Source organism: Roseovarius sp. A46, assembly GCF_004126395.1.
Taxonomy (GTDB): Bacteria; Pseudomonadota; Alphaproteobacteria; order Rhodobacterales; family Rhodobacteraceae; genus Roseovarius; species Roseovarius nitratireducens.
On record NZ_PVWS01000004.1, the window covers coordinates 128,811 to 148,966 of the forward strand.

General features: G+C 64.6%; 22 protein-coding genes. 7 read left to right on the top strand and 15 right to left on the bottom strand.

Going from position 1 to position 20,156, the window contains the following annotated elements; translation table 11 throughout:
* Positions 1–36 precede the first annotated feature (36 nt).
* The 9 genes from C6W92_RS03925 to guaA form a co-directional block, all read right to left on the bottom strand.
* Positions 37–1,005, bottom strand: coding sequence for an alpha/beta hydrolase (locus C6W92_RS03925; RefSeq protein ID WP_129431743.1), 969 nt, complete (start codon positions 1,003–1,005; stop codon positions 37–39).
* Positions 1,006–1,008: 3 nt separating this feature from the next.
* On the bottom strand, positions 1,009–1,953 hold the full coding sequence (metA, locus tag C6W92_RS03930; protein ID WP_129431744.1) for a homoserine O-succinyltransferase: 945 nt from the start codon (positions 1,951–1,953) through the stop codon (positions 1,009–1,011).
* Between the two features lie 18 nt (positions 1,954–1,971).
* Positions 1,972–2,835, bottom strand: coding sequence for an ATPase (locus tag C6W92_RS03935; protein WP_129431745.1), 864 nt, complete (start codon positions 2,833–2,835; stop codon positions 1,972–1,974).
* Positions 2,836–2,964: 129 nt separating this feature from the next.
* Positions 2,965–4,044 carry an outer membrane protein transport protein gene (locus C6W92_RS03940; protein WP_129431746.1) on the bottom strand — a complete coding sequence of 360 codons (1,080 nt, stop codon included), beginning with the start codon at positions 4,042–4,044 and terminating at the stop codon, positions 2,965–2,967.
* 139 nt (positions 4,045–4,183) lie between these two features.
* On the bottom strand, positions 4,184–5,080 hold the full coding sequence (locus tag C6W92_RS03945; RefSeq protein ID WP_241691061.1) for a DMT family transporter: 897 nt from the start codon (positions 5,078–5,080) through the stop codon (positions 4,184–4,186).
* Positions 5,077–5,352: a putative quinol monooxygenase gene (locus C6W92_RS03950; RefSeq protein WP_347232782.1), complete on the bottom strand. Its 276-nt coding sequence runs from the start codon at positions 5,350–5,352 to the stop codon at positions 5,077–5,079. Before C6W92_RS03950 ends, C6W92_RS03945 begins: the two co-directional genes overlap by 4 nt.
* Complete coding sequence (locus C6W92_RS03955; protein ID WP_164989163.1) at positions 5,340–6,161, bottom strand: FkbM family methyltransferase; 822 nt, start codon at positions 6,159–6,161, stop codon at positions 5,340–5,342. The genes C6W92_RS03950 and C6W92_RS03955 overlap by 13 nt, the downstream gene beginning before the upstream one ends.
* Before the next feature lie 32 nt (positions 6,162–6,193).
* Positions 6,194–6,916, bottom strand: a complete 723-nt coding sequence (locus C6W92_RS03960; RefSeq protein ID WP_164989164.1) for a sulfotransferase domain-containing protein — start codon at positions 6,914–6,916, stop codon at positions 6,194–6,196.
* A 166-nt stretch (positions 6,917–7,082) separates the two neighbouring features.
* Positions 7,083–8,651, bottom strand: a complete 1,569-nt coding sequence (gene guaA, locus C6W92_RS03965; RefSeq protein ID WP_129431749.1) for a glutamine-hydrolyzing GMP synthase — start codon at positions 8,649–8,651, stop codon at positions 7,083–7,085.
* A 210-nt stretch (positions 8,652–8,861) separates the two neighbouring features.
* Here guaA and C6W92_RS03970 point away from each other — a divergent pair, with 210 nt between their 5' ends.
* The gene (locus tag C6W92_RS03970; RefSeq protein WP_129431750.1) at positions 8,862–10,409 is read left to right on the top strand and encodes a trimethylamine methyltransferase family protein; all 1,548 of its coding nucleotides are present in this window, start codon (positions 8,862–8,864) and stop codon (positions 10,407–10,409) included.
* On the opposite strand, the gene C6W92_RS03975 is transcribed toward C6W92_RS03970, so the two are convergent.
* Positions 10,364–10,690: a DUF6477 family protein gene (locus tag C6W92_RS03975; RefSeq protein ID WP_129431751.1), complete on the bottom strand. Its 327-nt coding sequence runs from the start codon at positions 10,688–10,690 to the stop codon at positions 10,364–10,366. The genes C6W92_RS03970 and C6W92_RS03975 overlap by 46 nt on opposite strands.
* Positions 10,691–10,959: 269 nt before the next feature.
* Here C6W92_RS03975 and C6W92_RS03980 point away from each other — a divergent pair, with 269 nt between their 5' ends.
* The 3 genes from C6W92_RS03980 to lipA all read left to right on the top strand — a co-directional run bounded on the left by C6W92_RS03980 (position 10,960) and on the right by lipA (position 14,120).
* On the top strand, positions 10,960–12,060 hold the full coding sequence (locus C6W92_RS03980; protein ID WP_129431752.1) for a DUF6456 domain-containing protein: 1,101 nt from the start codon (positions 10,960–10,962) through the stop codon (positions 12,058–12,060).
* A gap of 41 nt (positions 12,061–12,101) precedes the next feature.
* Positions 12,102–13,037 carry a hydrogen peroxide-inducible genes activator gene (locus C6W92_RS03985; RefSeq protein WP_129431753.1) on the top strand — a complete coding sequence of 312 codons (936 nt, stop codon included), beginning with the start codon at positions 12,102–12,104 and terminating at the stop codon, positions 13,035–13,037.
* A gap of 138 nt (positions 13,038–13,175) precedes the next feature.
* A complete protein-coding gene (gene lipA / locus C6W92_RS03990) occupies positions 13,176–14,120 on the top strand; it encodes a lipoyl synthase (protein WP_129431754.1) in 945 nt (314 codons plus the stop codon).
* Between the two features lie 24 nt (positions 14,121–14,144).
* Here lipA and C6W92_RS03995 read toward each other — a convergent pair whose 3' ends face one another.
* Entirely contained in the window at positions 14,145–14,843 is a 699-nt protein-coding gene (locus C6W92_RS03995) for a DUF502 domain-containing protein (RefSeq protein ID WP_129431755.1), read from the bottom strand.
* A gap of 264 nt (positions 14,844–15,107) precedes the next feature.
* Between C6W92_RS03995 and rpsB the strand changes: the two genes are divergently transcribed.
* Together rpsB and tsf are read left to right on the top strand one after the other, a co-directional pair.
* Positions 15,108–15,884 carry a 30S ribosomal protein S2 gene (gene rpsB / locus C6W92_RS04000; protein WP_129431756.1) on the top strand — a complete coding sequence of 259 codons (777 nt, stop codon included), beginning with the start codon at positions 15,108–15,110 and terminating at the stop codon, positions 15,882–15,884.
* Positions 15,885–15,965: 81 nt separating this feature from the next.
* A complete protein-coding gene (gene tsf, locus C6W92_RS04005) occupies positions 15,966–16,838 on the top strand; it encodes a translation elongation factor Ts (RefSeq protein WP_129431757.1) in 873 nt (290 codons plus the stop codon).
* A gap of 370 nt (positions 16,839–17,208) precedes the next feature.
* On the opposite strand, the gene C6W92_RS04010 is transcribed toward tsf, so the two are convergent.
* Both C6W92_RS04010 and aroQ read right to left on the bottom strand, forming a co-directional pair.
* A complete protein-coding gene (locus tag C6W92_RS04010; protein ID WP_129431758.1) occupies positions 17,209–17,967 on the bottom strand; it encodes a LuxR family transcriptional regulator in 759 nt (252 codons plus the stop codon).
* Positions 17,964–18,407 carry a type II 3-dehydroquinate dehydratase gene (gene aroQ / locus C6W92_RS04015; protein ID WP_129431759.1) on the bottom strand — a complete coding sequence of 148 codons (444 nt, stop codon included), beginning with the start codon at positions 18,405–18,407 and terminating at the stop codon, positions 17,964–17,966. Before aroQ ends, C6W92_RS04010 begins: the two co-directional genes overlap by 4 nt.
* Positions 18,408–18,633: 226 nt before the next feature.
* On the opposite strand from aroQ, the gene C6W92_RS04020 reads away from it, so the two are divergent.
* Complete coding sequence (locus C6W92_RS04020; protein ID WP_129431760.1) at positions 18,634–19,512, top strand: IS1595 family transposase; 879 nt, start codon at positions 18,634–18,636, stop codon at positions 19,510–19,512.
* 62 nt (positions 19,513–19,574) lie between these two features.
* Here the strand turns inward: C6W92_RS04020 and C6W92_RS04025 are convergent, their stop codons facing one another.
* Positions 19,575–19,925: a hypothetical protein gene (locus C6W92_RS04025; protein ID WP_129431761.1), complete on the bottom strand. Its 351-nt coding sequence runs from the start codon at positions 19,923–19,925 to the stop codon at positions 19,575–19,577.
* Positions 19,926–19,960: 35 nt separating this feature from the next.
* The coding region (locus tag C6W92_RS17835; RefSeq protein ID WP_206735496.1) for a hypothetical protein at positions 19,961–20,156 on the bottom strand (196 nt) is incomplete at its 5' end.

A 20,156-nucleotide genomic window follows, 5' to 3' on the forward strand; every position in this document is an offset into this window, starting at 1 on the left:
CGGGGCCTCGTCGCTCGGGGCCTCCACTATGGCCGCTCACTCGCGCGGGCGCAATCCGGCGCGATCGGCCGCGCGGTGGATGGCGGCGATCACCGCGTCGGGGGCGGCGTGGTGGGGCATGTGTCCGATCCCGTCGAGCACAGTCAGGTCCGCGTCCGGCACCTGATCGGCCAACGGGCGGGCATGGATCGACAGGCCCACCGTGGTGTCGGCGGTGCCGTGGACGATCTCCAACGGCATCCCGATTTCATCATAACGAATGTGCAGCGCCTCGATCTCGGCCAGCAGGCCCGCGCGTTGCAGTGCGTTCTCGCGCAAGGTTTCGCGCCGCAGGGTCAGCGCCGCGCCGACATGGCCGAGATAGCCCTCGGGCGGCGCCTGCGGCGCGAAAATCTCCGATACCGCGTTTTCCACGTAGCTGTCGGGCACGAAGGCGGTGATGATCGGCGCGGCAACCGGCCCCAGCACGGGATGCGACAGCACCCGGTAGAGCGGGGGCAGGGGGCTGTCCCACGGCTTGGCGGCCCCGGCCACCGACACCAGCGCCGACAGAGTGCCGGGCCGCGTCACCGCCCAGGCAAGCGCAACCGCACCGCCATAGCTGTGGCCCAGCACGATGGGGTGCGTCGCCGCCAATTTGGCCGCCGCCCGCTGCAACAGCGCCGCCTGTTCCGTGATCGTGGCCCCGCCGCGCCCGATCTGGTCACTATAGCCGAGGCCGGGCCGGTCGAACACGATCACGCGGTAGGGCCCCGCAAGCGCCGACGCGAGGTGAAACGTCATGTCCCGGGTGTTGCCCGACGCACCGTGCAGAAGCACCAGGTCGGGTGCCTCTCCTACCTCGGGCCCCATCACCACCGCGTGCACGCGGTGGCCGTCCACGGTGACGAACTGCCCGCGCGGTGGCCATGCCGCCTCGGCGCGGGTCTCGTGGACGCGCGCCTTCCACAGGGTCAGCGCCGCCAGTGCCGCGAGGCCGATCAGAAGCAGGAGGGTGAGCTTCATCCCTCAGGCCCGCAGATCGGTCGACTCCACACCGATCCTGGTGATGTCGTAGGGGGTGGTTTCGTAGATTTCGGATATCCAGTTGCCGTAGAGCAGATGCGCGTGGCTGCGCCAGCGATTCGAGGGCGCGCGGGTCGGGTCATCCTCGGGATAATAGTTGCACGGCACGTTGATCGATGTGCCGCTCTCGATGTCGCGGTCGTATTCCTGCTTGAGCGTGTCGCTGTCATATTCGAAGTGGTTGAAGATATAGAGCGCGCGGTGGCCCGTGTCCTCGACCATGCAGGGGCCGACCTCGTCGCTGTCGAGCAGGATGCTGAGGCCCGGCACGGCCTCGATCTCGTCACGCCGCATTTCGGTCCAGCGGCTGACGGGGATCACGCAATCGTCGGAAAAGCCGCGCAGATAGGGCGAGGCGGGCACCATGTTGCGGTGCCGGAAACAGCCGAACGCCTTGGCCGGCAGCATGTGTTTCTTGACCCCGTGGAAATAGTTGATCATCGCCATGCCCCCCCAGCACACGCCGAAGGTGGAATGCACATGGGATTGCGTCCAGTCGAACACGCGGCGTAGCTCGTCCCAGTAGGTGACCGCGTCGAACTCCAGATGCTCGATCGGCGCGCCGGTGATGATCAGCCCATCATACTTATCGCCAGAGGCCGCGACCTCGGCGAACGGGCGGTAAAAGCTCTCCATGTGATCGGCGGCGGTGGTCTTGGAATGGTGCTCGGTCATGCGGATGAGGTCGAACTCGATCTGCAACGGCGTGGCCCCGATGAGGCGGGCGAATTGTGTCTCGGTCTGGATCTTCTTGGGCATCAGGTTGAGCAGCCCGATGCGCAGCGGGCGGATATCCTGTCGGTCGGCGTGGCCGGGGTCCATCACCATCACGCCCTCGCGCTTGAGCACGGAATGGGCGGGCAGGTTGGTGGGGATCTTGATCGGCATGGTCGGTGGTCCTCGGGATCAGTCGGCGCGGCGCTCGATGGCGGTGGCGATGAGCGCGTCGAAACGGGCGGCGTCGGTCGCTTGCGCCACCTCGTCGGCACTCACGCGCACGCCCCATTTGGCCATTCGCTCGTAACGCGGCTGGCGGTGGGCGAGCGCGCGCGCGTAGGTCCAGCGGATGAAGGCATCGGGATCAACTTCGTCCGCTTTACACTTGTTTTCTCTCAGGTATCCTTCCCACATTCGGGCGAGAAACTCGGGCTGGTAGGCCATCGGCTTGGGCGCGCGATCGAAGCGGCGAACGAGTTCGGCGGTATGCGCCTCGGACCCCTCGATATAGACCAGCAGGCAGTGCCGCGACAGCTCCGTCAGCAGCGGATCGCCCGGGTCGTCTCCGTCCACCCATTCGCAGATCGACCCGCCGGTATCGCAGATGAAATTCGGATAGCCATAGAGCCGCTCCGCGCGCTCGATGAAATAGCCGGTATCCATCAGCGCGTTGATCTCCGCCTGCCGGAACTGTTCCTGCCGGCGGCGGTATTCGTCAATGGGCATGCCGCCCTTGGCCGGATCGCCCGGTTTGCCAAGGTAGGTCGAGACGGGGGCGAGGTTGTGAAACGTGATGTTGGAGCCGATATAGATCGAGTCCGACAACAGCAGATCGCGCAGGAACGGCACCTGCATGGCGTGCGTCTTGGCGTTATCGACGATCAGCTCGCCCATGTAGCGCGTGCCGATGCGGTAGTCTATCGAGTAGTGAAACCAGCCGCCCGCGTCGCGCAGCATCTGTGAGACATGGGTCTTGCCCAGCCCCGACATGCCATAAAACAGCACCCGCTTGCGGGGGGCACGCATCCAGGCTTGGGCGGTATCGTAGATCATGGGCCACCTTTGGTTATCGCGTGATGTGGTAGCCACAGCGGGGGCGGCGGTCAAACCCAAAGCCTGAAAGTGCAACGAAAAAACCCGGCAGTTACCTGCCGGGCCTTTGGAATACAGTTTTGGCTGCAATCAGAAGCGGAAGCCGACCTTGATGCCCGTGGCGAGCGCATCGTTGTTCGAGAATTCCGAGCCGATTGTCGTCGTGGTGGCCGAGCCAATATCATAGTACCGTACGCCCATGGTCACGTCGAATGCCTCGGCAGTATAGGTTATCGCAGCGCCGTAGCTGGTAAAACCGTCGCGGCCTTCGAGGTTGCCCGTCAGCTTTCCGTTGTCGGGCTCATAGCCCACGATGAGTGCCCCGGACCAGCTCTTGGAAAACCTGTGTCCGACACCGAGCTCATAGGTCCAGTAGTCCCCGGTGCCGGAGGCGATGGGCAGATTTTGCGGGTTCAGCGGGTTCGTCAAAAAATCCGGCGCGCCAACCTGGAACTTGGACCATTCCTGCCAGCGTGCAGAGCCGAAGACAATTGTGTCCTTGGCGACACCGGAGCGCGCATGCAGCGTGACCGCCTGCGGGATCTCCACGTCAAAGGAGGCCCCGTTATTGTCCTTGAACTCGTGCTCGATTTTGGATTCGTAGGTAACGGCCAGGCGCAGCGCGATCTCTGGCACCTCGTAGGCACCGCCAAGCACATAACCAAGCCGGTAGTCCTTGTCCACGTCCAGCGAGTAGACAGCCGGAGGAGCCACCCCGAGGTTCACGTTGCCGTCGAGTGACTGCAAGCGCAGGCCGCCGTAGACGCTGACCTTGTCGTTCATCTGGTACTTGAGATACCCGGTCAGGGCGAGTGAATTGATTTCCGCCGTTGACGTCGCGAACGGATAGGGCCTGGCCGGATAGGAAACGTCAGCGCCGACCGGATTTGTGCTTACGATCGCAAAGGTGAGCTTTTCGTTGATGTCCTGTTTGTAGCCGAAATGGTACGTCTGGTAGCTCGGTGTGATATCACCGGACTGAGCCCCTGCAAACGGTCCGGTGCCGGTGCCGCTGATACTGGGCGACACGTTCGTCACGGAAAACTCGAAGTAGCGCTCACCCTCTTCGAAGAGGATTTGCGACCGGTCCCCATGGCGCTGAATGCTGGCGGCATGTGCGCTCCCGGCTGCAAGGCAGGCCGCGGCGGCGGCCAATGTGAATTTCTTCATGATGTCCCTCTCCTCCTGGATGATTGGCGGTCACACTACCGTTACACCCCCCCCGGTCAATCTTTGACGCCGCGTCACAAATGCACATGAGTTGGGCGGTGGCTCGCACGACACAGTTTTCGCGCGAATCCGTTCACGTTCAGTAACGTTTTCGTGTTTCGACCCAAAGGTTGAGGTAATTCGCGCCAAAAATCACACCGGCGCCGATCAGCACCCATGCGTCTATTGCCTCGCCATAGGCCATGAGGCCGATCACCGCGATCAGCGGCAGGCGCAGGAAGTCCACCGGCGTGACCACGGTGGCAGGTGCGATGGAGAGCGCGGTTGTCAGGCACACATGCGCCATCAACCCCGCGCAGCCGATCACGACCAGCCAGGGCAGGGAGGCGGGCGAGGGCAGCGCGATATCGCCGTCAACGCCCGCGCAGACGAGGCCGAACACGATCTGCGTACCAGTCATCCAGAACAGGATACAGGTCAGGCTCTCGGTCCGCGTCAGCCGCTTGGTGGCGAGGATCGAGCCGGCAAAACCGATCGCGGCGGCAGCGGCGGCAAGGGTGCCCGCGTTGATCGTCTCGGCGGTCGGGCGTGCGACGATCAGGATGCCGGAGAAGCCGACGATCGCGGCCAGCGCGCGCACGCGCGTCATCCGCTCGCCCAGCAGTAGCGGCGACAGCACCAACACCCACAGGGGCGAGGTGAATTCCAGCGCGAAAACCTGTGCCAGCGGGATCATCGTGATGGCGTAGAACCAAAGGTTCTGCCCGGTGAAATGGCTGATGTTGCGCACGAGGTGCAGCCCCGGCGAGCGCAGGGTGATGCTGCGCGCCCGCCCCGTCATCCGCGCCACGCCGAGCACGAGGACAAAACCCACGACGCTGCGATACATCATGATCTCGAAGGTATCGAGCTCGAAGCTGACGGCGCGGCCGGCGACCGCCATCGACGAGAACGACACCACCGCCCCCAGCATCCACAGCCCCGCCCGCAGCACGGCAGCGGAATCGGTATGTGGCGGGGCAGGGACGAAGGTCATTCCCCGTCCAGTGCGAAATCGCGCGCCATGTGGCCCGTGACCTGCCACCATTCGCTTGCGCGGGTGCGGGCCTGATGGGCGTCGAACGCGGCGCGGTCGGCAAACCGCTCGGAGACCGAGAACACGCCCGGCGCGGTCTCGGAGATGTCGAAGGACAGACAGCCCGGCTCTTGCCGCGTGAGCCGGACATGGTCGGGCAGCGCGTCGCGTACGCCCGCGGCCTCGTCTGGCGCGCAGGACATGGTGCCGGTCAGGCGGATCACGCGCGCCACCAGATCTCGGGCATGGCGATATCGGGCGTGTCGGCCACGTTGGGCCGGTCGAGCGCGTGGGGCAGGTGCAGCGCGCCGGTCGCGGCCCCGGCGGGCAGGCGGTCGCGCCGCAGGTAGGTAATCTCGAACACCCGCGGGACGCCGATGCCCCGGCATTCGGCAATACCGCAGCAATTGTTGGCGTGCATGTGCACGATGGCGAAATCCCGGTGCAGCTTGGCGAACAGGGCGCGGATGAGCGGCAGGCCGTGACGTTCGAAGATGCGCTCCATGTCGTGGAACTCGATCACCATCATGCGAAACCGGCGCAGCAGGGCGGCATCGCTCTCGATCAGAACGTCAAATTCAGCCCCCTCGATATCCATCTGCAACAGCAGGTCGTCATCCGCCTCTTCGCCCAGCTTGTCGCGCACCCAGTCGCCCAGGGTAATGAAGGTCTCATCACTCTGCGCCCCCAGAAAGCGGCGGTCGAACTCGAAGAGCGGGTTTTCGAGCGGCGCGCACTCGACGCTTGCATCGGCCATGAAGGATCGGATGCCGTGGTTGCGCGCGATCTCTTCTTCAAAACGGGCGGTGACGTCGACGCCGGGCGAGAAACAGTGGCGGATGCCCTCGAAATCATCGGGCAGCAAATAGCCCCCGTCACCCCCGCCGCCGACCCGCACCAGCGGCACCGCCGCGCAGGCGTCGCGTATCGAGGCCGCGAAGCCCTGCAAGGCGTCCGGGTCCGCGGCACGCTGCGCAACGCGCCCGCGCGCCAGCCGCGCCACCTCGATTCCCCACCGCCATCTTGCGATTACGTGCCGCATCGCATGTCCCCTCAGTGCCCCGAGACTACTACTCAGGATTCGTAGCCCAGAAGGGCGCATTCATCACGGCAACTCCGTTCGATGCGTCGCTCGACGGACCTCGGTGCTGCCTCATACGCCGCTGCGGAGACGAATTCCAGAGCATAGCCAGGGTTGCGCTGCCGGGCGAGCGCCTCCTGCTCGCGCATTTCCGAGCGCGAGGACAGGTCCACCGCCCGCGTGATCGCGTCGTCCTCGAAATACCAGCCGAAATTGCGTGCCAGCGCGCGCAGCTCGCCGGTGGTGTCCGACAGCAGATCCTCGTACCGCACGAGATGCAGGAACCGGTTGCCGAAATTGACATGGGTGGAGCACCACGAATGCACGTGCCGTTTCCACGCCTCGATCCCGAAATCCGGATGATTGCAGAACGCCTCGAGGCTGTCCGAATACCGGTCTAGCCCGGTCATGTAGCGATGGTAGCTTCGCATCACGTTCAGGGGATGGCGTACAACGTAGATGACATGGGCCATCTCTGCTTCAAAGCTGCTGTGCGACTTGTAGAAGCGCACTTGGGGCGACGCGAATTCATGGGCGAGCGTGTCCGGTGTCGCATCCAGGTCGGGGATGTAGGAGCGAACCGAGGAAAAGGTCGCCCGATGCGACGAGCCACCATTGCGCAGGCACATATTGGCCAGCAATACGGTCAGCCACGTGATTCCCGATTTCGGAAACTCCACGAGGTGGAAATCGTTCGAGTACTGCTGTCGCGGCAAGCATGTCCGGCGCGCCCGCAACCGGCGGGACGTGGTTCGTGTGCGGGATAGCGACCGCGCTTTACGGATCAGCTCCATGTTCGCACCCCCGTGGCTTCAGGATAAACAACATACAAGGTCGGACGTCGTTTGAGAATTCCTGTCGCGCGCCCGGGCTAATGGGCCGTCATTCCCACTCGATGGTCCCCGGCGGCTTCGAGGTCACGTCATAGGTGACGCGGTTGATGCCCTTGACCTCGTTGATGATGCGCGTCGCGGTCTCGCCGAGGAAGTCGTGGGAGAACGGGTAGTAATCCGCCGTCATGCCATCCACGCTCGTCACCGCGCGCAGCGCGCAGGCGAAATCATAGGTCCGCCCGTCGCCCATCACGCCGACGGTGCGCACCGGCAGGATGGCGACGAACGCCTGCCATATCTCGTCATAGAGCCCGTGCTTGCGAATCTGGTCGATATAGACGGCATCGGCCTTGCGCAGGATTTCCAGCTTCTCGCGGGTGATCTCGCCGGGGCAGCGGATGGCAAGGCCGGGGCCGGGAAAGGGGTGACGACCGATGAAATGGTCCGGCAGGCCCAGTTCGCGGCCCAGCGCGCGCACCTCGTCCTTGAACAACTCGCGCAGCGGCTCGACCAGTTTCAGCCCCATCTTCTCGGGCAGGCCGCCGACGTTGTGGTGGCTCTTGATCGTGACCGATGGCCCGCCCGAGAAGCTGACGCTTTCGATCACGTCGGGGTAGAGCGTGCCTTGGGCCAGGAACTCCGCGCCGTCAATCTCGCCCGCGTATTTCTGGAACACGTCGATGAACAGCCGACCGATGATCTTTCTCTTTGTCTCCGGGTCGCTTACGCCGTCAAGTTCACCCAGAAAAAGCTCTGACTCGTTGGCATGGATGAGCGGGATGTTGTAATGGTCGCGAAACATCGAGACCACTTCCTCGGCCTCGTTGAGGCGCAATAGCCCGTGATCCACGAACACGCAGGTCAGTTGATCGCCGATCGCCTCGTGCAGCAGCATCGCCGCGACCGAGCTGTCGACCCCGCCGGACAGCCCGCAGATCACCTTGCGGTCGCCCACCTGCTCGCGGATCTTGGCAATCGCCTCCTCGCGGTAGGCGCCCATCGTCCAGTCGCCGGCAAAGCCCGCCAGCCGCACGAAATTCTCGTAGAGCCGCCGACCATTGGGCGTGTGGTGCACCTCGGGGTGGAATTGCACCGCGTAATAGCGGCGCTCGCGGTCGGCGGTGATGGCAAACGGCGCGCCGGGAGAGGTGCCCAGAACCTCGAAACCGGGCGCGATTTCAGAGACATGGTCGCCGTGGCTCATCCAGACCTGTTCGCGCGTGCCGTCCGCGAACCAGCCGTCGAGAAACTCGCTTTGCAGCCCCGATGGCGTGACCCAGGCGCGCCCGAACTCGGCGGTTGCGTGCTCGCCCGCCTCGACGCGCCCGCCGAGGTCCTGCATCATCACCTGCTGGCCATAGCAGATGCCAAGAATCGGCACGCCCAGATCATAGACGGCCTGCGGCGGGCGCGGGCTGCCTGTGCGCGTGACGCTATCGGGTCCGCCGGAAAAAATCACCGCGCGCGGCGCGATCTCTGCGAGCAGCGCCTCGGTCACGTTCTGGTAGGGGTGGATTTCGCTATAGACGTTCAATTCGCGCAGGCGGCGCGCGATAAGCTGCGTCACCTGGCTGCCGAAGTCGATGATGAGAAGGCGGTCGTGCATGGGCTGGCTCATGGCCAGCCTAGTAGAACGCGCGCCATGTCTGCGCAAGAGGATGTCATCGTGCCGGCGGTGGCTCAGCCCGGCAACGATGTCGCTTTTCCCCCCAACGCGCCGCTATACGCCTCCGGACACGTCAGGCAACAAGTTAAAAACGCACAAATACCCGCTGGAACGCGGGCTGGACGGTTTGCGTGGACAGGCTCGAACACAAAGGGGGCACTCATGGCAGAAGCATCAGCGCGCAGCAGGCGGGCACGGGGCGGTGGCGGGGCCGCGCGCCGCGCAGAGCGCACCGCCGTGAGCGTCGAGACGGCGCGGTATATCGAGCGCAACATTCCCAATTTCGAGATTCTCTCCGAAGAGGCGCTCGAGATCATCGAGCACAACGCCGAGACCGTGCTCGAGGAGATCGGCGTCAATTTCGTGCAGAACCCCGTCGCGCTAGAGCGTTGGCGGCAGGCGGGCGCCGACGTTCAGGGCGAGCGGGTGCGCCTGCCCCGCGGGCTGGCGCGTCAATTGATCGCCACCGCGCCCTCGCAATTCTCTCAGCACGCGCGCAATCCCGCCCGCTCTGTCGAGATCGGCGGGCGCAACCTCGTGCTCGCGCCGATCTACGGCCCGCCCTTCGTGCATGACATGGAGCATGGCCGCCGCTATGCCACGCTCGAGGATTTCCGCAACTTCGTGCGGCTGGGCTACATGTCCAAATGGCTGCACCATTCCGGCGGCACGGTGTGCGAGCCCACCGACGTCCCCGTGAACAAGCGCCATCTGGACATGCTCCACGCGCACATGATCCTGTCGGACAAGCCCTTCATGGGCTCGGTCACCGAGCCCAGCCGCGCGCAGGACAGCGTCGATATGGCAGGGCTGCTCTTCGGCGAGGACTTCGTGCGCGACAACACGGTGATGACCAACCTCATCAACGTCAACTCGCCGATGACCTTCGACGACGTGATGATGGGCTCGCTCGAAGTCTACGCCTCGAACAACCAGGCCTGCATCATCTCGCCGTTCATCGTCGGTGGCGCGATGGCGCCGACCACGGTCGCGGGCACGCTGACGCAGGTGCTGGCCGAGGTACTCGCCGGCATCGCCTATTCCCAGCTCATCCGCCCCGGCGCGCCGGTGATCGCGGGGGCCTTTGTCACCTCCATCGACATGAACAGCGGCGCGCCCACGTTCGGGACGCCCGAGGCCGCCCACATCACCTATGGCATGGGCCAGCTCGCGCGGCGGCTGCGGCTGCCATACCGCTCGGCGGGCTCGTTCACCGGCTCCAAGCTGCCCGATGCGCAGGCCGCCTACGAGACCGCCAACAGCCTCAACATGGGGCTGCTGTCGGGTGTCAATTTCATGCTGCATTCCTGTGGCTGGATGGAGGGCGGGCTGGTTGCCTCGTTCGAGAAATTCGTGATGGACGCCGACCAGCTCGGCGTGCTGCACCATCTCGCCAAAGGCGTCTACATGGACGAGAACGGCCAGGCAATGGACGCGATCCGCGAGGTGGGGCCGGGCGGCCACTATCTCGGTTGCGCGCATACCCAGGCCAATTTCAAGACGGCGTTCTGGCGCTCTGACCTGCTCGATTACAAGCCTTACGAGACGTGGATCGACGAGGGCGGGCGCGACACGATGGCGCTCGCCAACGCGCGGGTCAAGAAGCTGCTCACCGACTACCAGCAGCCCGCGCTTGACCCGGCCATCAACGAGGCGCTCTCCGATTACGTGGCCAGGCGCAAGGAATCGATGCCCGACGCGTTTTCCTGAGCTTCGCGGTCCAGCAGTCGCGCCTCGCCCATCACCGCGATGAGCACCGCCACGTGATGCGCGGCGCGGTACGTCACCGCGCCGCCCCGGCGCGCCGCATCCTGCGCGCGCTCGATCTCGATCAGCCGGGCCAGCGCCTCGCGCGCCGTTGGCAGCGGCCCCGGCCCGATCAGCCGCGGCAGCGCCGTGCTCCGCACGTAGCCCGGCACGCCCAGCCGCGCGGCGCGCACCAAGAGCGGCGGGCGGCGCAGCGCGCCTAGCTTCCGATTAATTTCCTGCATGGCCCGAACTCCCTTATCGCGAACGTGTCCGGTCACCGTGGCACGGTTGGACGGGGTGTTGCGCGCAGGCCGGATGCAGCGTGCGGCGGGCACGGGCATTGTTCATGGTTTGTCAACGAAAGTTTAATTTCTTGAAACAGTTAACGAACCGGTAATCTTTGCACGTTTAAGTTGATCTGACCATGTGGATAAGCCTGTGGACAAATTGTCCCGGTGCCCGGGACCGTCCTCAGGCCGTAAATCGGGGAACCGCGATGCAAGAGCAGCTTATGACAAAACCCACCTTGCCAAGGGTGCCCTCCTGGGTGCCCGAGGCCGCGGTCCACTACCTTGCGCATATCGAGAGCGGCGCGTCCATCCGGGCGCTGGCGCGGCGGTCGGGGCGGCATGCCTCGACCGTGCTGCGCCAGATCCGGGCGTTCGAGACGCGGCGCGACGACCTGCTGGTGGACGATGCGTTGCGGCGGCTAGGCTGCATCGTCGGTCATGCAAGGAAAGCCGGTTCCCCAACCTTGGAGGCCCGCATGACCGCCACCCACCACAGCCCGACCGAAGACGACAGCACGACCCTCAGCGAGGCGCGGCTCAGGCGCGAGGCACGGCGCGTGCTGCGTCGGCTTTGCGAAACCGGCGCGCGGCTCGCCGTGGCCTCGGAGATGGACAAGGCCGTGGTGGTGCGCGACACCGGCACAGGCCAGCCCACCCGCACCGCCGTGGTCGATCGCGAGGTGGCCGAGGCGCTGGCGCTCAAGGACTGGATCGCCTGCGACAATCCCGGCCGCATCTCGCGCTACCACGTCACTGCAAGGGGCCGCGCCACGCTCGGGGAACTGCTTGCCGAGGAGGAAAACGCCGCCTCTGGCCTGTGCGAGGCGACGGTACTCGACGGGGCGGATGCGGGCGGCGATCCCGCTACGGGCGCGCGGCAGATGCGCTTTGCCCATGGCGACACGCCGCTCGCGGCGCTGGCGCGACGGCGCGACAAGGACGGCAAGCGGTTTCTCGACCCCGATCTGGTCAACGCAGGAGAACGCCTGCGCGAGGATTTCGAACTGGCACAGATGGCCCCGCGCACCGCGCAGAACTGGGATCACTTCCTCAGCCATGCGGGCGAGCCGCCCGCGCCTCCCGACGCGCCAGGCTTCGGTGCCGAGGCGGCGCGCGCGCGCCTCATCGGCGCGCTGCGCGAGCTCGGCCCCGGGCTGGGCGACGTGGCGCTGCGTTGCTGCTGCTATCTCGAGGGGCTGGAGGCCGCCGAGAAGAAGATGGGCTGGTCGGCGCGGTCGGCCAAGATCGTGCTGCGCATCGCGCTGCACCGGCTCAAGCGCCATTATGAGCGGCTGGGCAGGGACGCGAGCCTCATCGGCTGATCGCCCTTGCACCCGCGCCGGGAAGGCCCGATTATACACGCATGAGTATAACGCTGCGCCAGATTCGCTATTTCCGCGCCCTCGCCGAGCATCGCAATTTCGGGCGCGCGGCGTCCGAGATGAACGTCTCGCAGCCCGCGCTCTCGGTGCAGATCCGCGAGTTGGAGGCCGCACTCGGCGCGCGGGTCGCCGAGCGGCGCGCCCGTGACGTGTCGCTCACCCCGTTTGGACGGCGCGTCCTGCACCACGCCGGGCGCGTGCTGGAGGAGATGCAGGCGCTCTCGGAGGCCGCGCGCTGGCATGACGGGCTGTCGGGCGAGCTGGCGCTGGGCGTCATCCCGACCATCGCGCCCTATATCCTCCCCGGCGTGCTGGCGTCGCTGCGCACGCGCGACATCGCGCTCGACGTCCGGGTGCGCGAGGCCCGCACCGAGACCCTGGCCTCGGACCTGCGCACAGGGCGAATCGACGCGGCGCTGATGGCCTTGCCGCTGCCCGGCAACGATCTCGAATCCACCGGCCTGTTCGAGGATCGCTTCCTGCTGGCGGGCAGCGCTGCGCGGCTGGCCGCGCTCGGAGAGACGGTGCCCAACCCAACGGCGCTGGGCACCAGCCCGCTGTTGCTGCTGGAGGACGGGCATTGCCTGACCGACCAGGCGCTCGAGGTCTGCGGGCGGGGCAGGGGGCACGCCCAGATCGACACCGGCGCCTCGTCGCTGGGCACGCTGTCGCGGCTGGTGGCGGCGGGGTTCGGCCTGACGCTCATGCCCGAGATCGCCGCCCCCACCGAGGCGCGCGCTGCGCCGGGGCTGGTGCTGCGCCGGTTCGATTCGCCAGAGCCCGCGCGGCGTGTGGCGCTGGTGCGACGCCGGGGCGCGGAAAATGCACAATGGTTCGACGACCTTGCGCAGGTATTGCGCGCGGCGGGCGAAAGCCTGCTGGCGACGGCCCGCGCCGATTGGGGCACGGGCCGCTAAACACCAAACCACTCGTTACCACGCGATGGCACCGTTGACCCCGGCGCATACCGGCACGCGGCGATGCGCCACTGGAACTCGCCATCCCTCTCACCTATACTCCCCCCAAGTTACCAAATCATTCGCGGGGATTATATCGTGCGCGATCTCAAGATACCCGGGCAGCGCCACCCCGAGAAGGCGCGCCGCCCCGACAGTGCCCAACCGCGCAAGCCCGACTGGATCCGGGTCAAGGCCCCGAGTTCCAAGGGCTATTTCGAAACCCAGCGAATCATGCGCGAGCACAAGCTGGTGACCGTCTGCGAAGAGGCGGGCTGCCCCAATGCCGGCGAATGCTGGGGGCAGGGGCACGCCACCATGATGATCATGGGCGAAATCTGCACCCGTGGCTGCACCTTCTGCAACGTGGCCACCGGCAAGCCGCAATCGCTCGATGCGTTCGAGCCGGGGCGCGTCGCCGATGCCGTGCAGAAGCTCGGGCTCAACCACGTCGTCGTCACCTCCGTGGACCGCGACGATCTCGACGATGGCGGGGCCGAGCATTTCGCCCAGACCATTCGCGCCATCCGCCACCGTGCGCCCGGCACCACGATCGAGATCCTGACACCCGATTTCCTGCATTGCGACGCGAGCGTTCTGGAAACCGTGGTCGCGGCGAAGCCGGACGTGTTCAACCACAACCTCGAGACGGTTCCCGGCCTATATCCGGCGGTGCGCCCCGGCGCGCGCTACTTTCACTCCCTGCGGCTGTTGCAGCGGGTCAAGGAGCTCGACCCGTCGATGTTCACCAAGTCGGGCATCATGGTGGGCCTCGGCGAGGATCGCCAGTCGGTGCACCAGGTGATGGACGACATGCGCGCGGCGGATGTCGATTTCCTGACCATCGGCCAATACCTGCAACCCACGCCCAAGCACCACGCGGTCGCCCGTTTCGTGCCGCCCGACGAATTCGCCGCCTATGAAAAGGCCGCCTATGGCAAGGGGTTCCTGATGGTGTCGGCCACGCCGCTCACCCGGTCGAGCTATCACGCGGGCGACGATTTCGCGCGGCTGCGCGAGGCCCGGCAGGCGCGACTGGCCTGACCGGAACGCTAAAGGGCACGGTGGTCAGGCGCGCTTGCGGGGCTTGCCCGCGGGTTCGGGCTTGTGCTCGGGCGGATAGACCAGCCCCGCCGAAATCACCAGCTTGGCGGCGTCCTCGATGCTCATATCCAGCTCGATCACGTCCTCGCGCGGAAAGAACAGCAAGAACCCCGACGTCGGGTTGGGCGTCGTCGGCACGAACACGCTCAGAAGGTTGCTTCCGGTTTCGGCCTTGGCGTTCACCTCGCCACGCGCCTCGGTCGAGATGAAGCCGATGGCCCAGATATCCTTGCGCGGATACTGCACCAGGCACGCCTTCTCAAAGCTGCGATCGGATTGCGCGAACACCGTCTCGGCGATCTGCTTCACCCCCGAGTAGATCGAGCGCACCACCGGCATCCGGTTCACCAGCGATTCGGCAAAACCGATCATCGAGCGGCCGATCAGCCCCTTGGCGATCCACCCCACGACGATGGTGAAGATCAGGAAGATGATCACGCCGACGCCGCGCAGGTTGACGCCGATATACTGCTCGGGCTGATAGCCTGCGGGGATAAGCGGCAGCACCATGCCATCGACCCATCCCGCCACCGTCCAGATGAGCCACAGCGTCAGCGCGACCGGCGCGATCACCACGATCCCGGTCAGAAAACTCGCCCGCAACCCCACAAGGCGCCTCGGTTTCTTCGGCTCGGGTGGCAATTCGTCGAAAGGCGTGTTCATCTCGGATCCATGCGGCGGCCACGCACGTATCTAGGCATGTTGGCCGTGGGCCACAATGGGGCAAAATCACGGGGCCGGAGCGCCGCCCCACGCCGGGGGCGGCCGCGAGGGGTTGCGCCCGTCCGTCACCGGGGCTATACGCGCGCCACTGATAATCCCGCAGGCATGGGCGGGCCGCCAGGGGGAGACATCCCCGACGGTCCACCGGTTGAAGTATCCGCTTCTCTCCCCGTGCCGAGGCGCAAACCGGAAAAGGATACGATAATGGCTCTTCCCGAGTTCAATCTGCGTCAGCTTCTCGAAGCCGGCGTTCACTTTGGCCACCAGACGCAGCGCTGGAACCCCCGCATGGGCGAGTTCATCTACGGCGCGCGCAACGGCATCCACATCATCGACCTGACGCAGACCGTGCCGATGCTCGACGCGGCGCTCAACGTCATCCGCGAGACCGTGGCCAAGAACGGCCGCGTGCTGTTCGTCGGTACCAAGCGGCAGGCCAGCCAGCCGATCGCCGACGCGGCCGAAAAATGCGCGCAGTACTACATGAACCACCGCTGGCTCGGCGGCACGCTGACCAACTGGCAGACCGTGTCGAAATCCATCCAGCGCCTGCGCGAGATCGACGAGATTCTCGAGGCCGGTGGCGAGGGCCTCACCAAGAAGGAGCGTCTCGGCATCGAGCGCGACCAGACCAAGCTTCAGTCGAGCCTCGGCGGCATCCGCGAGATGGGCGGCGTGCCCGACCTCCTGTTTGTGATCGACGTCAAGAAAGAGGCGCTCGCCGTGGCCGAGGCCAACAAGCTCGGCATCCCGGTCGTGGCCGTCGTCGATACCAACTGCTCGCCCGACGGGATCGACTATATCATCCCCGGCAATGACGACGCCGCGCGCGCCATCGCGCTCTATTGCGATCTGGTCAGCCGCGCCGCGCTCGACGGGATGTCGGCACAGCTTGGGGCCGCGGGCGTCGACGTGGGTGCGCTCGAAGAGGCGCCGGTCGAAGAGGTCATCGCCGAGGCGACCGAGAGCACCGACGCCTGAGCCGTCACGAAACCGTCACCGGGGCAGGGCTATCCCTCGCGCCCCGGGAACACCCGCTGATATTTTGAGGAGAGCCGAGAGATGGCGATCACTGCTGCAATGGTGAAGGAACTGCGCGACAGCACGGGCGCAGGTATGATGGACGCAAAGAAGGCGCTGACCGAGACGGGCGGCGACATGGAGGCCGCAACCGACTGGCTGCGCACCAAGGGCCTGTCCAAGGCCGCCAAGAAATCCGGTCGCACCGCCGCCGAGGGCCTCGTGGCGCTGAGCGTTGACGGCGGCCGCGGTGTCGCGGTCGAGGTCAATGCCGAAACCGATTTCGTCGCCAAGAACGCCGAGTTCCAGGACATGGTGGGCGCCATCGCCGGGGCCGCGCTTGACGTGGCCGACGTGGACGCGCTCGCCGCCGCCGAGATCGGCGGCAAGACCGTGGCCGACACGCTGACCGACAAGATCGCCACCATCGGCGAAAACATGTCGCTGCGCCGCATGGCCCGCGTCGAGGGCAAGGGCGTGGTCTCCTACGTCCACAACGCCGCGCGCGAAGGCATGGGCAAGATCGGCGTTCTCGTGGCATTCGACGGCGACGAGGGCTTTGCCCGGCAGGTGGCAATGCACATCGCCGCGTCCAACCCCGCAGCCCTCGACGAGGCCGCGCTCGACCCGGCCATTGTCGAAAAGGAGCGCGCGGTCCAGATCGATATCGCCCGTGAATCGGGCAAGCCCGAGGCCGTGATCGAAAAGATGATCGTGGGCCGGATGAAGAAATTCATCGCCGAGGCCACGCTCATGGGCCAGGCCTTCGTGATGAACCCCGATCTTACGGTCGAGGCCGCCGCCAAGGAGGCCGGCACCGCGATCACCGGTTTCGTCCGCCTCGAGGTGGGCGAGGGGATCGAGAAGAAGCAGGAAGATTTCGCCGCCGAGGTGGCCAAGGCCGCACAGGGCTGATCCTACCCCGATCAGGACGCATCGAGAGGCCCCCGGTTTCCGGGGGTCTTTTCGTTTCGGGACACGCGATCAGAAAGGCGGCGGTGCGCCCGAAGACGCACCGCTATGACCGATCGCAATTGGGGATGAACGAGGGTCAAACCGAATTCGACTGCCGACACCGAAATGGGTGCCAACAGCCGAAATCCGGCAATGCCGGAAGAAAACGGTCCCCCAGAAACGCTTGGGGCTAGCGCCGCCTTCCGATGTTCCAAGCCAAAAAAGGCCATCACTCACGGAACACATCTCTTGTGCAACTTTACGCTGCGCAAGGAAAGTAAGGGATTCCTTACCGGGCAGCGAAGCCATTGATGCCCCAAGGTCTTCTGAATCACCCTCGGGCGAGGATGAATATCTGGTTCTGGAAAGCCGCCTTGAGGATCGCCTGCGCCGTCGTCTCTACCGACAATGCGCGACGCGCCAGCCTCAAGTGTTTTTCCACCGTGGCGGGTGTCAGCCCCATCAGCACCGCGATGTCCTGCACCGTCTTGCCGTCGCCGACCCACTCCAGCACCTCGCGCTGCCGGTCGGTGAGCGGGCGGCGCGGCGATTCGTAGGGCAGGGACATGACGCAGCGATGCACCACGTTGTTGAGCGCGAGAATCGCCTCGCCATCGCGTCGCCAACACGCATCCACCTCGGCCTGCGTCATCCCCGGTCGCGCGGTCAGCGCGATCGCCGCCTTCATTCGCGGACGTAGCGAGCGAAAGCTGATCGAGTAGCCCGCCGTCACCCCGTGCCGCCGGTTGAAGGCGATCACTGCGCGTTCCTCGGGGGTGAAATCATCCGCCGCCGCGCGTGTATCGAGCACCGACCACGAGCACGCGCCGTCATTCTCCAGCGACCAGCGCACCATCGGCGCGTGGAAATACAGCCCCTCGTTGACAAACGTCTCGGCATAATCGGAATCGTGGTTCGTCAGCACGATGAAATCGTCGGGGCTGCCCAGCGAATGCGCGGTGCGGTGTTGCGTGCAGCCATAGAGCAGCCGGTCAAAGCCGTATTCGCCCATCGTCCGGGTGTGGATGTTCCACAGCTCTTCCATCGTGGTCGCGTCCAGCAGCCGGTTCAGGACTGCCGACTCGATCATCCACGACGCTCCAGATGCGCGCGCAGCGCGTCGATGGCCAGAACATAGCCCTGCGCGCCAAACCCGCAAATCACGCCGAGCGCCACCCGTGCGATGTAAGAGCGGTGGCGAAACGACTCGCGCGCATGGACGTTCGACAGGTGCAGCTCGATGGTCGGCACCTCCGCCGAACTGATCGCGTCCATCAGCGCGATGGAGGTATGTGTATAGGCGCCGGCGTTGAGGATGATCCCGTCATGCTGTCCGCGCGCCGCGTGGATGGCATCAATGAGGGCACCCTCGTGGTTGCTCTGCGCGAAATCGAGCGCGAGCCCCAGCGCCTCGGCATGCGCGCGGCACATCGCCTCGATATCGCCAAGCGTCTCGTGGCCATAGACCTCGGGCTGCCGCTTGCCCAGCAGGTTGAGATTGGGGCCGTTCAGGATCAGGATGGAAGCCATGCGGAAATCTCCTCAATGCATCTAGATAACCCCGGGGCGCGCGATCTGTCGAGGGCTCGCGTGCATCTGAACTTCGTCGTTCAAATACATGATTTCCAATTGAAATCGGAACGGGCTAAGCTGTCGGTAGGTTGTGTTGGTCATTCTGGCGTGATGTTATTGGGGTGTATCCCCTTGACATACGGTAACTGGATTCCCATCTGTGTATTAGCAGAGGGATACGACCATGAAACCGACAAACGTTCGCCAGTTCTTCCAGAAGTTTCCGAATGACGACGCGTGTTTAGAGCACCTTTTTGATGTGCGGTTTGGCCAAGGCCATGCCTGCCCCAAGTGTGAGCGCGCTGCCAAGTGGTATCGCCTGCAATCCGAGCAAGCCTATTCGTGCCAGTGGTGCGGCCACCACATTCACCCGATGGTCGATACGATCTTTGAAAAAAGCCGCACCCCTTTGCAGCTTTGGTTCTATGCGGTTTTCCTGTTCACCACATCCAAGCATGGCGTGAGCGGCAAAGAGCTACAGCGCCAGCTTGGAGTTACTTACAAAACCGCATGGCGCATGGCCGCGCGCATCCGCAAGCACATGGCCGATGTGGACGGCGAAGCGCCCCTTGGCGGTGCCGGGAAGATCGTAGAGGTCGATGAGACCTATGTGGGCGGCAAGACAAAAGGCATGGATTGGCGCGACCGCAAGACTGTTGTCATGGGCATGGTCGAGCGCGGCGGTGATGCCATGCTCAAAGTAGTGCCGGATCAAACCCACTTGTCGCTGATCCCTCGGATCATGCAGAACGTGAAGCAGGGATCGGAAATTCATACTGACGAACTGCGGACTTATCAGAAGAAGTTCAATCCTGCGGAATACACGCACAAGACGGTAAACCACGGCAAAGGCGAGTATGCCAAGCTGGACGGCACCAGCACCAACCAGATCGAGAGCTTTTTCAACCACCTGAAAAAGTCGATTGCGGGCACGCACACGAGCGTATCGCGCAAACACTTGGAGAGCTACGTGAAAGAGTTCGAGTATCGCTTCAATCGTCGCTCTCGCCCTCAGACGATGCTGGACGAGTTGCTTTCGTCTTTTCCCGAGCCGGACGCTTGATAGTCTCATCTAGCTTATCGAGGTCGCCCTCCGGGTCGGCCTCGTGCTCCTTGATGAAGTCTTCAATCTTCCCCGTCTTCCGGGCTTTTTTGAGATTCCATCTGCTCATCTTCCAGCACCTTTACAAAATTCCTGATGGAGTCTCTGCTCACCTCAATGCTCTCGTAGATACGGTGATCGCTGCCTCGAATTACCGAGTCAATATCGTCAGCATTTTCCACAAAATAAATGGGCCGATCAAGGTTTACAATGGCGCTCCCATTGTTTGGCTTGCCTCTTGCCTTGAGCACGCCGAGGTTTACGCCTCGACGCAACAAGCTGGCAAAAAACATCGCATATGGCGTTTCGCTGCCGCACTCTGCGCCCCAAACATCATATTCTGCGCGGTCTTCCTCGAGAGCGGTGGTGCCCAATTCATCACGATAGAAAGCCGCCGCGTCTGGAAGACTTAACCAATCTGGGTCTTTTTCGGGTTGCAGCCGACGGATTTCTTCAATTGCCTCATTTCGCTGCCTAAGGAAAGTCTGAACAACGCCTTCTGCTGCGCCGACGCGCCGATGTGAGGGCCATGCCGGGCATCAGGCAGCTTGTTTCCAGCGGCTTTCGGGCTGCTTCGGCCGCTCGGTTGGTGGACAGGCCAATTC

Bases quoted from the DNA above. Each gene is read 5' to 3' on its own strand.
- rpsB (WP_129431756.1), top strand. From the start codon at position 15,108: ATGGCTCTTCCCGAGTTCAATCTGCGTCAGCTTCTCGAAGCCGGCGTT.
- C6W92_RS03985 (WP_129431753.1), top strand. From the start codon at position 12,102: ATGAGTATAACGCTGCGCCAGATTCGCTATTTCCGCGCCCTCGCCGAG.
- C6W92_RS03940 (WP_129431746.1), bottom strand. From the start codon at position 4,044: ATGAAGAAATTCACATTGGCCGCCGCCGCGGCCTGCCTTGCAGCCGGG.
- C6W92_RS03970 (WP_129431750.1), top strand. From the start codon at position 8,862: ATGGCAGAAGCATCAGCGCGCAGCAGGCGGGCACGGGGCGGTGGCGGG.
- C6W92_RS03935 (WP_129431745.1), bottom strand. From the start codon at position 2,835: ATGATCTACGATACCGCCCAAGCCTGGATGCGTGCCCCCCGCAAGCGG.
- C6W92_RS03925 (WP_129431743.1), bottom strand. From the start codon at position 1,005: ATGAAGCTCACCCTCCTGCTTCTGATCGGCCTCGCGGCACTGGCGGCG.
- C6W92_RS03975 (WP_129431751.1), bottom strand. From the start codon at position 10,690: ATGCAGGAAATTAATCGGAAGCTAGGCGCGCTGCGCCGCCCGCCGCTC.
- tsf (WP_129431757.1), top strand. From the start codon at position 15,966: ATGGCGATCACTGCTGCAATGGTGAAGGAACTGCGCGACAGCACGGGC.
- C6W92_RS03980 (WP_129431752.1), top strand. From the start codon at position 10,960: ATGACAAAACCCACCTTGCCAAGGGTGCCCTCCTGGGTGCCCGAGGCC.
- C6W92_RS03955 (WP_164989163.1), bottom strand. From the start codon at position 6,161: ATGCGGCACGTAATCGCAAGATGGCGGTGGGGAATCGAGGTGGCGCGG.
- metA (WP_129431744.1), bottom strand. From the start codon at position 1,953: ATGCCGATCAAGATCCCCACCAACCTGCCCGCCCATTCCGTGCTCAAG.
- C6W92_RS04010 (WP_129431758.1), bottom strand. From the start codon at position 17,967: ATGATCGAGTCGGCAGTCCTGAACCGGCTGCTGGACGCGACCACGATG.
- guaA (WP_129431749.1), bottom strand. From the start codon at position 8,651: ATGAGCCAGCCCATGCACGACCGCCTTCTCATCATCGACTTCGGCAGC.
- C6W92_RS03995 (WP_129431755.1), bottom strand. From the start codon at position 14,843: ATGAACACGCCTTTCGACGAATTGCCACCCGAGCCGAAGAAACCGAGG.
- C6W92_RS04020 (WP_129431760.1), top strand. From the start codon at position 18,634: ATGAAACCGACAAACGTTCGCCAGTTCTTCCAGAAGTTTCCGAATGAC.
- aroQ (WP_129431759.1), bottom strand. From the start codon at position 18,407: ATGGCTTCCATCCTGATCCTGAACGGCCCCAATCTCAACCTGCTGGGC.
- C6W92_RS03945 (WP_241691061.1), bottom strand. From the start codon at position 5,080: ATGACCTTCGTCCCTGCCCCGCCACATACCGATTCCGCTGCCGTGCTG.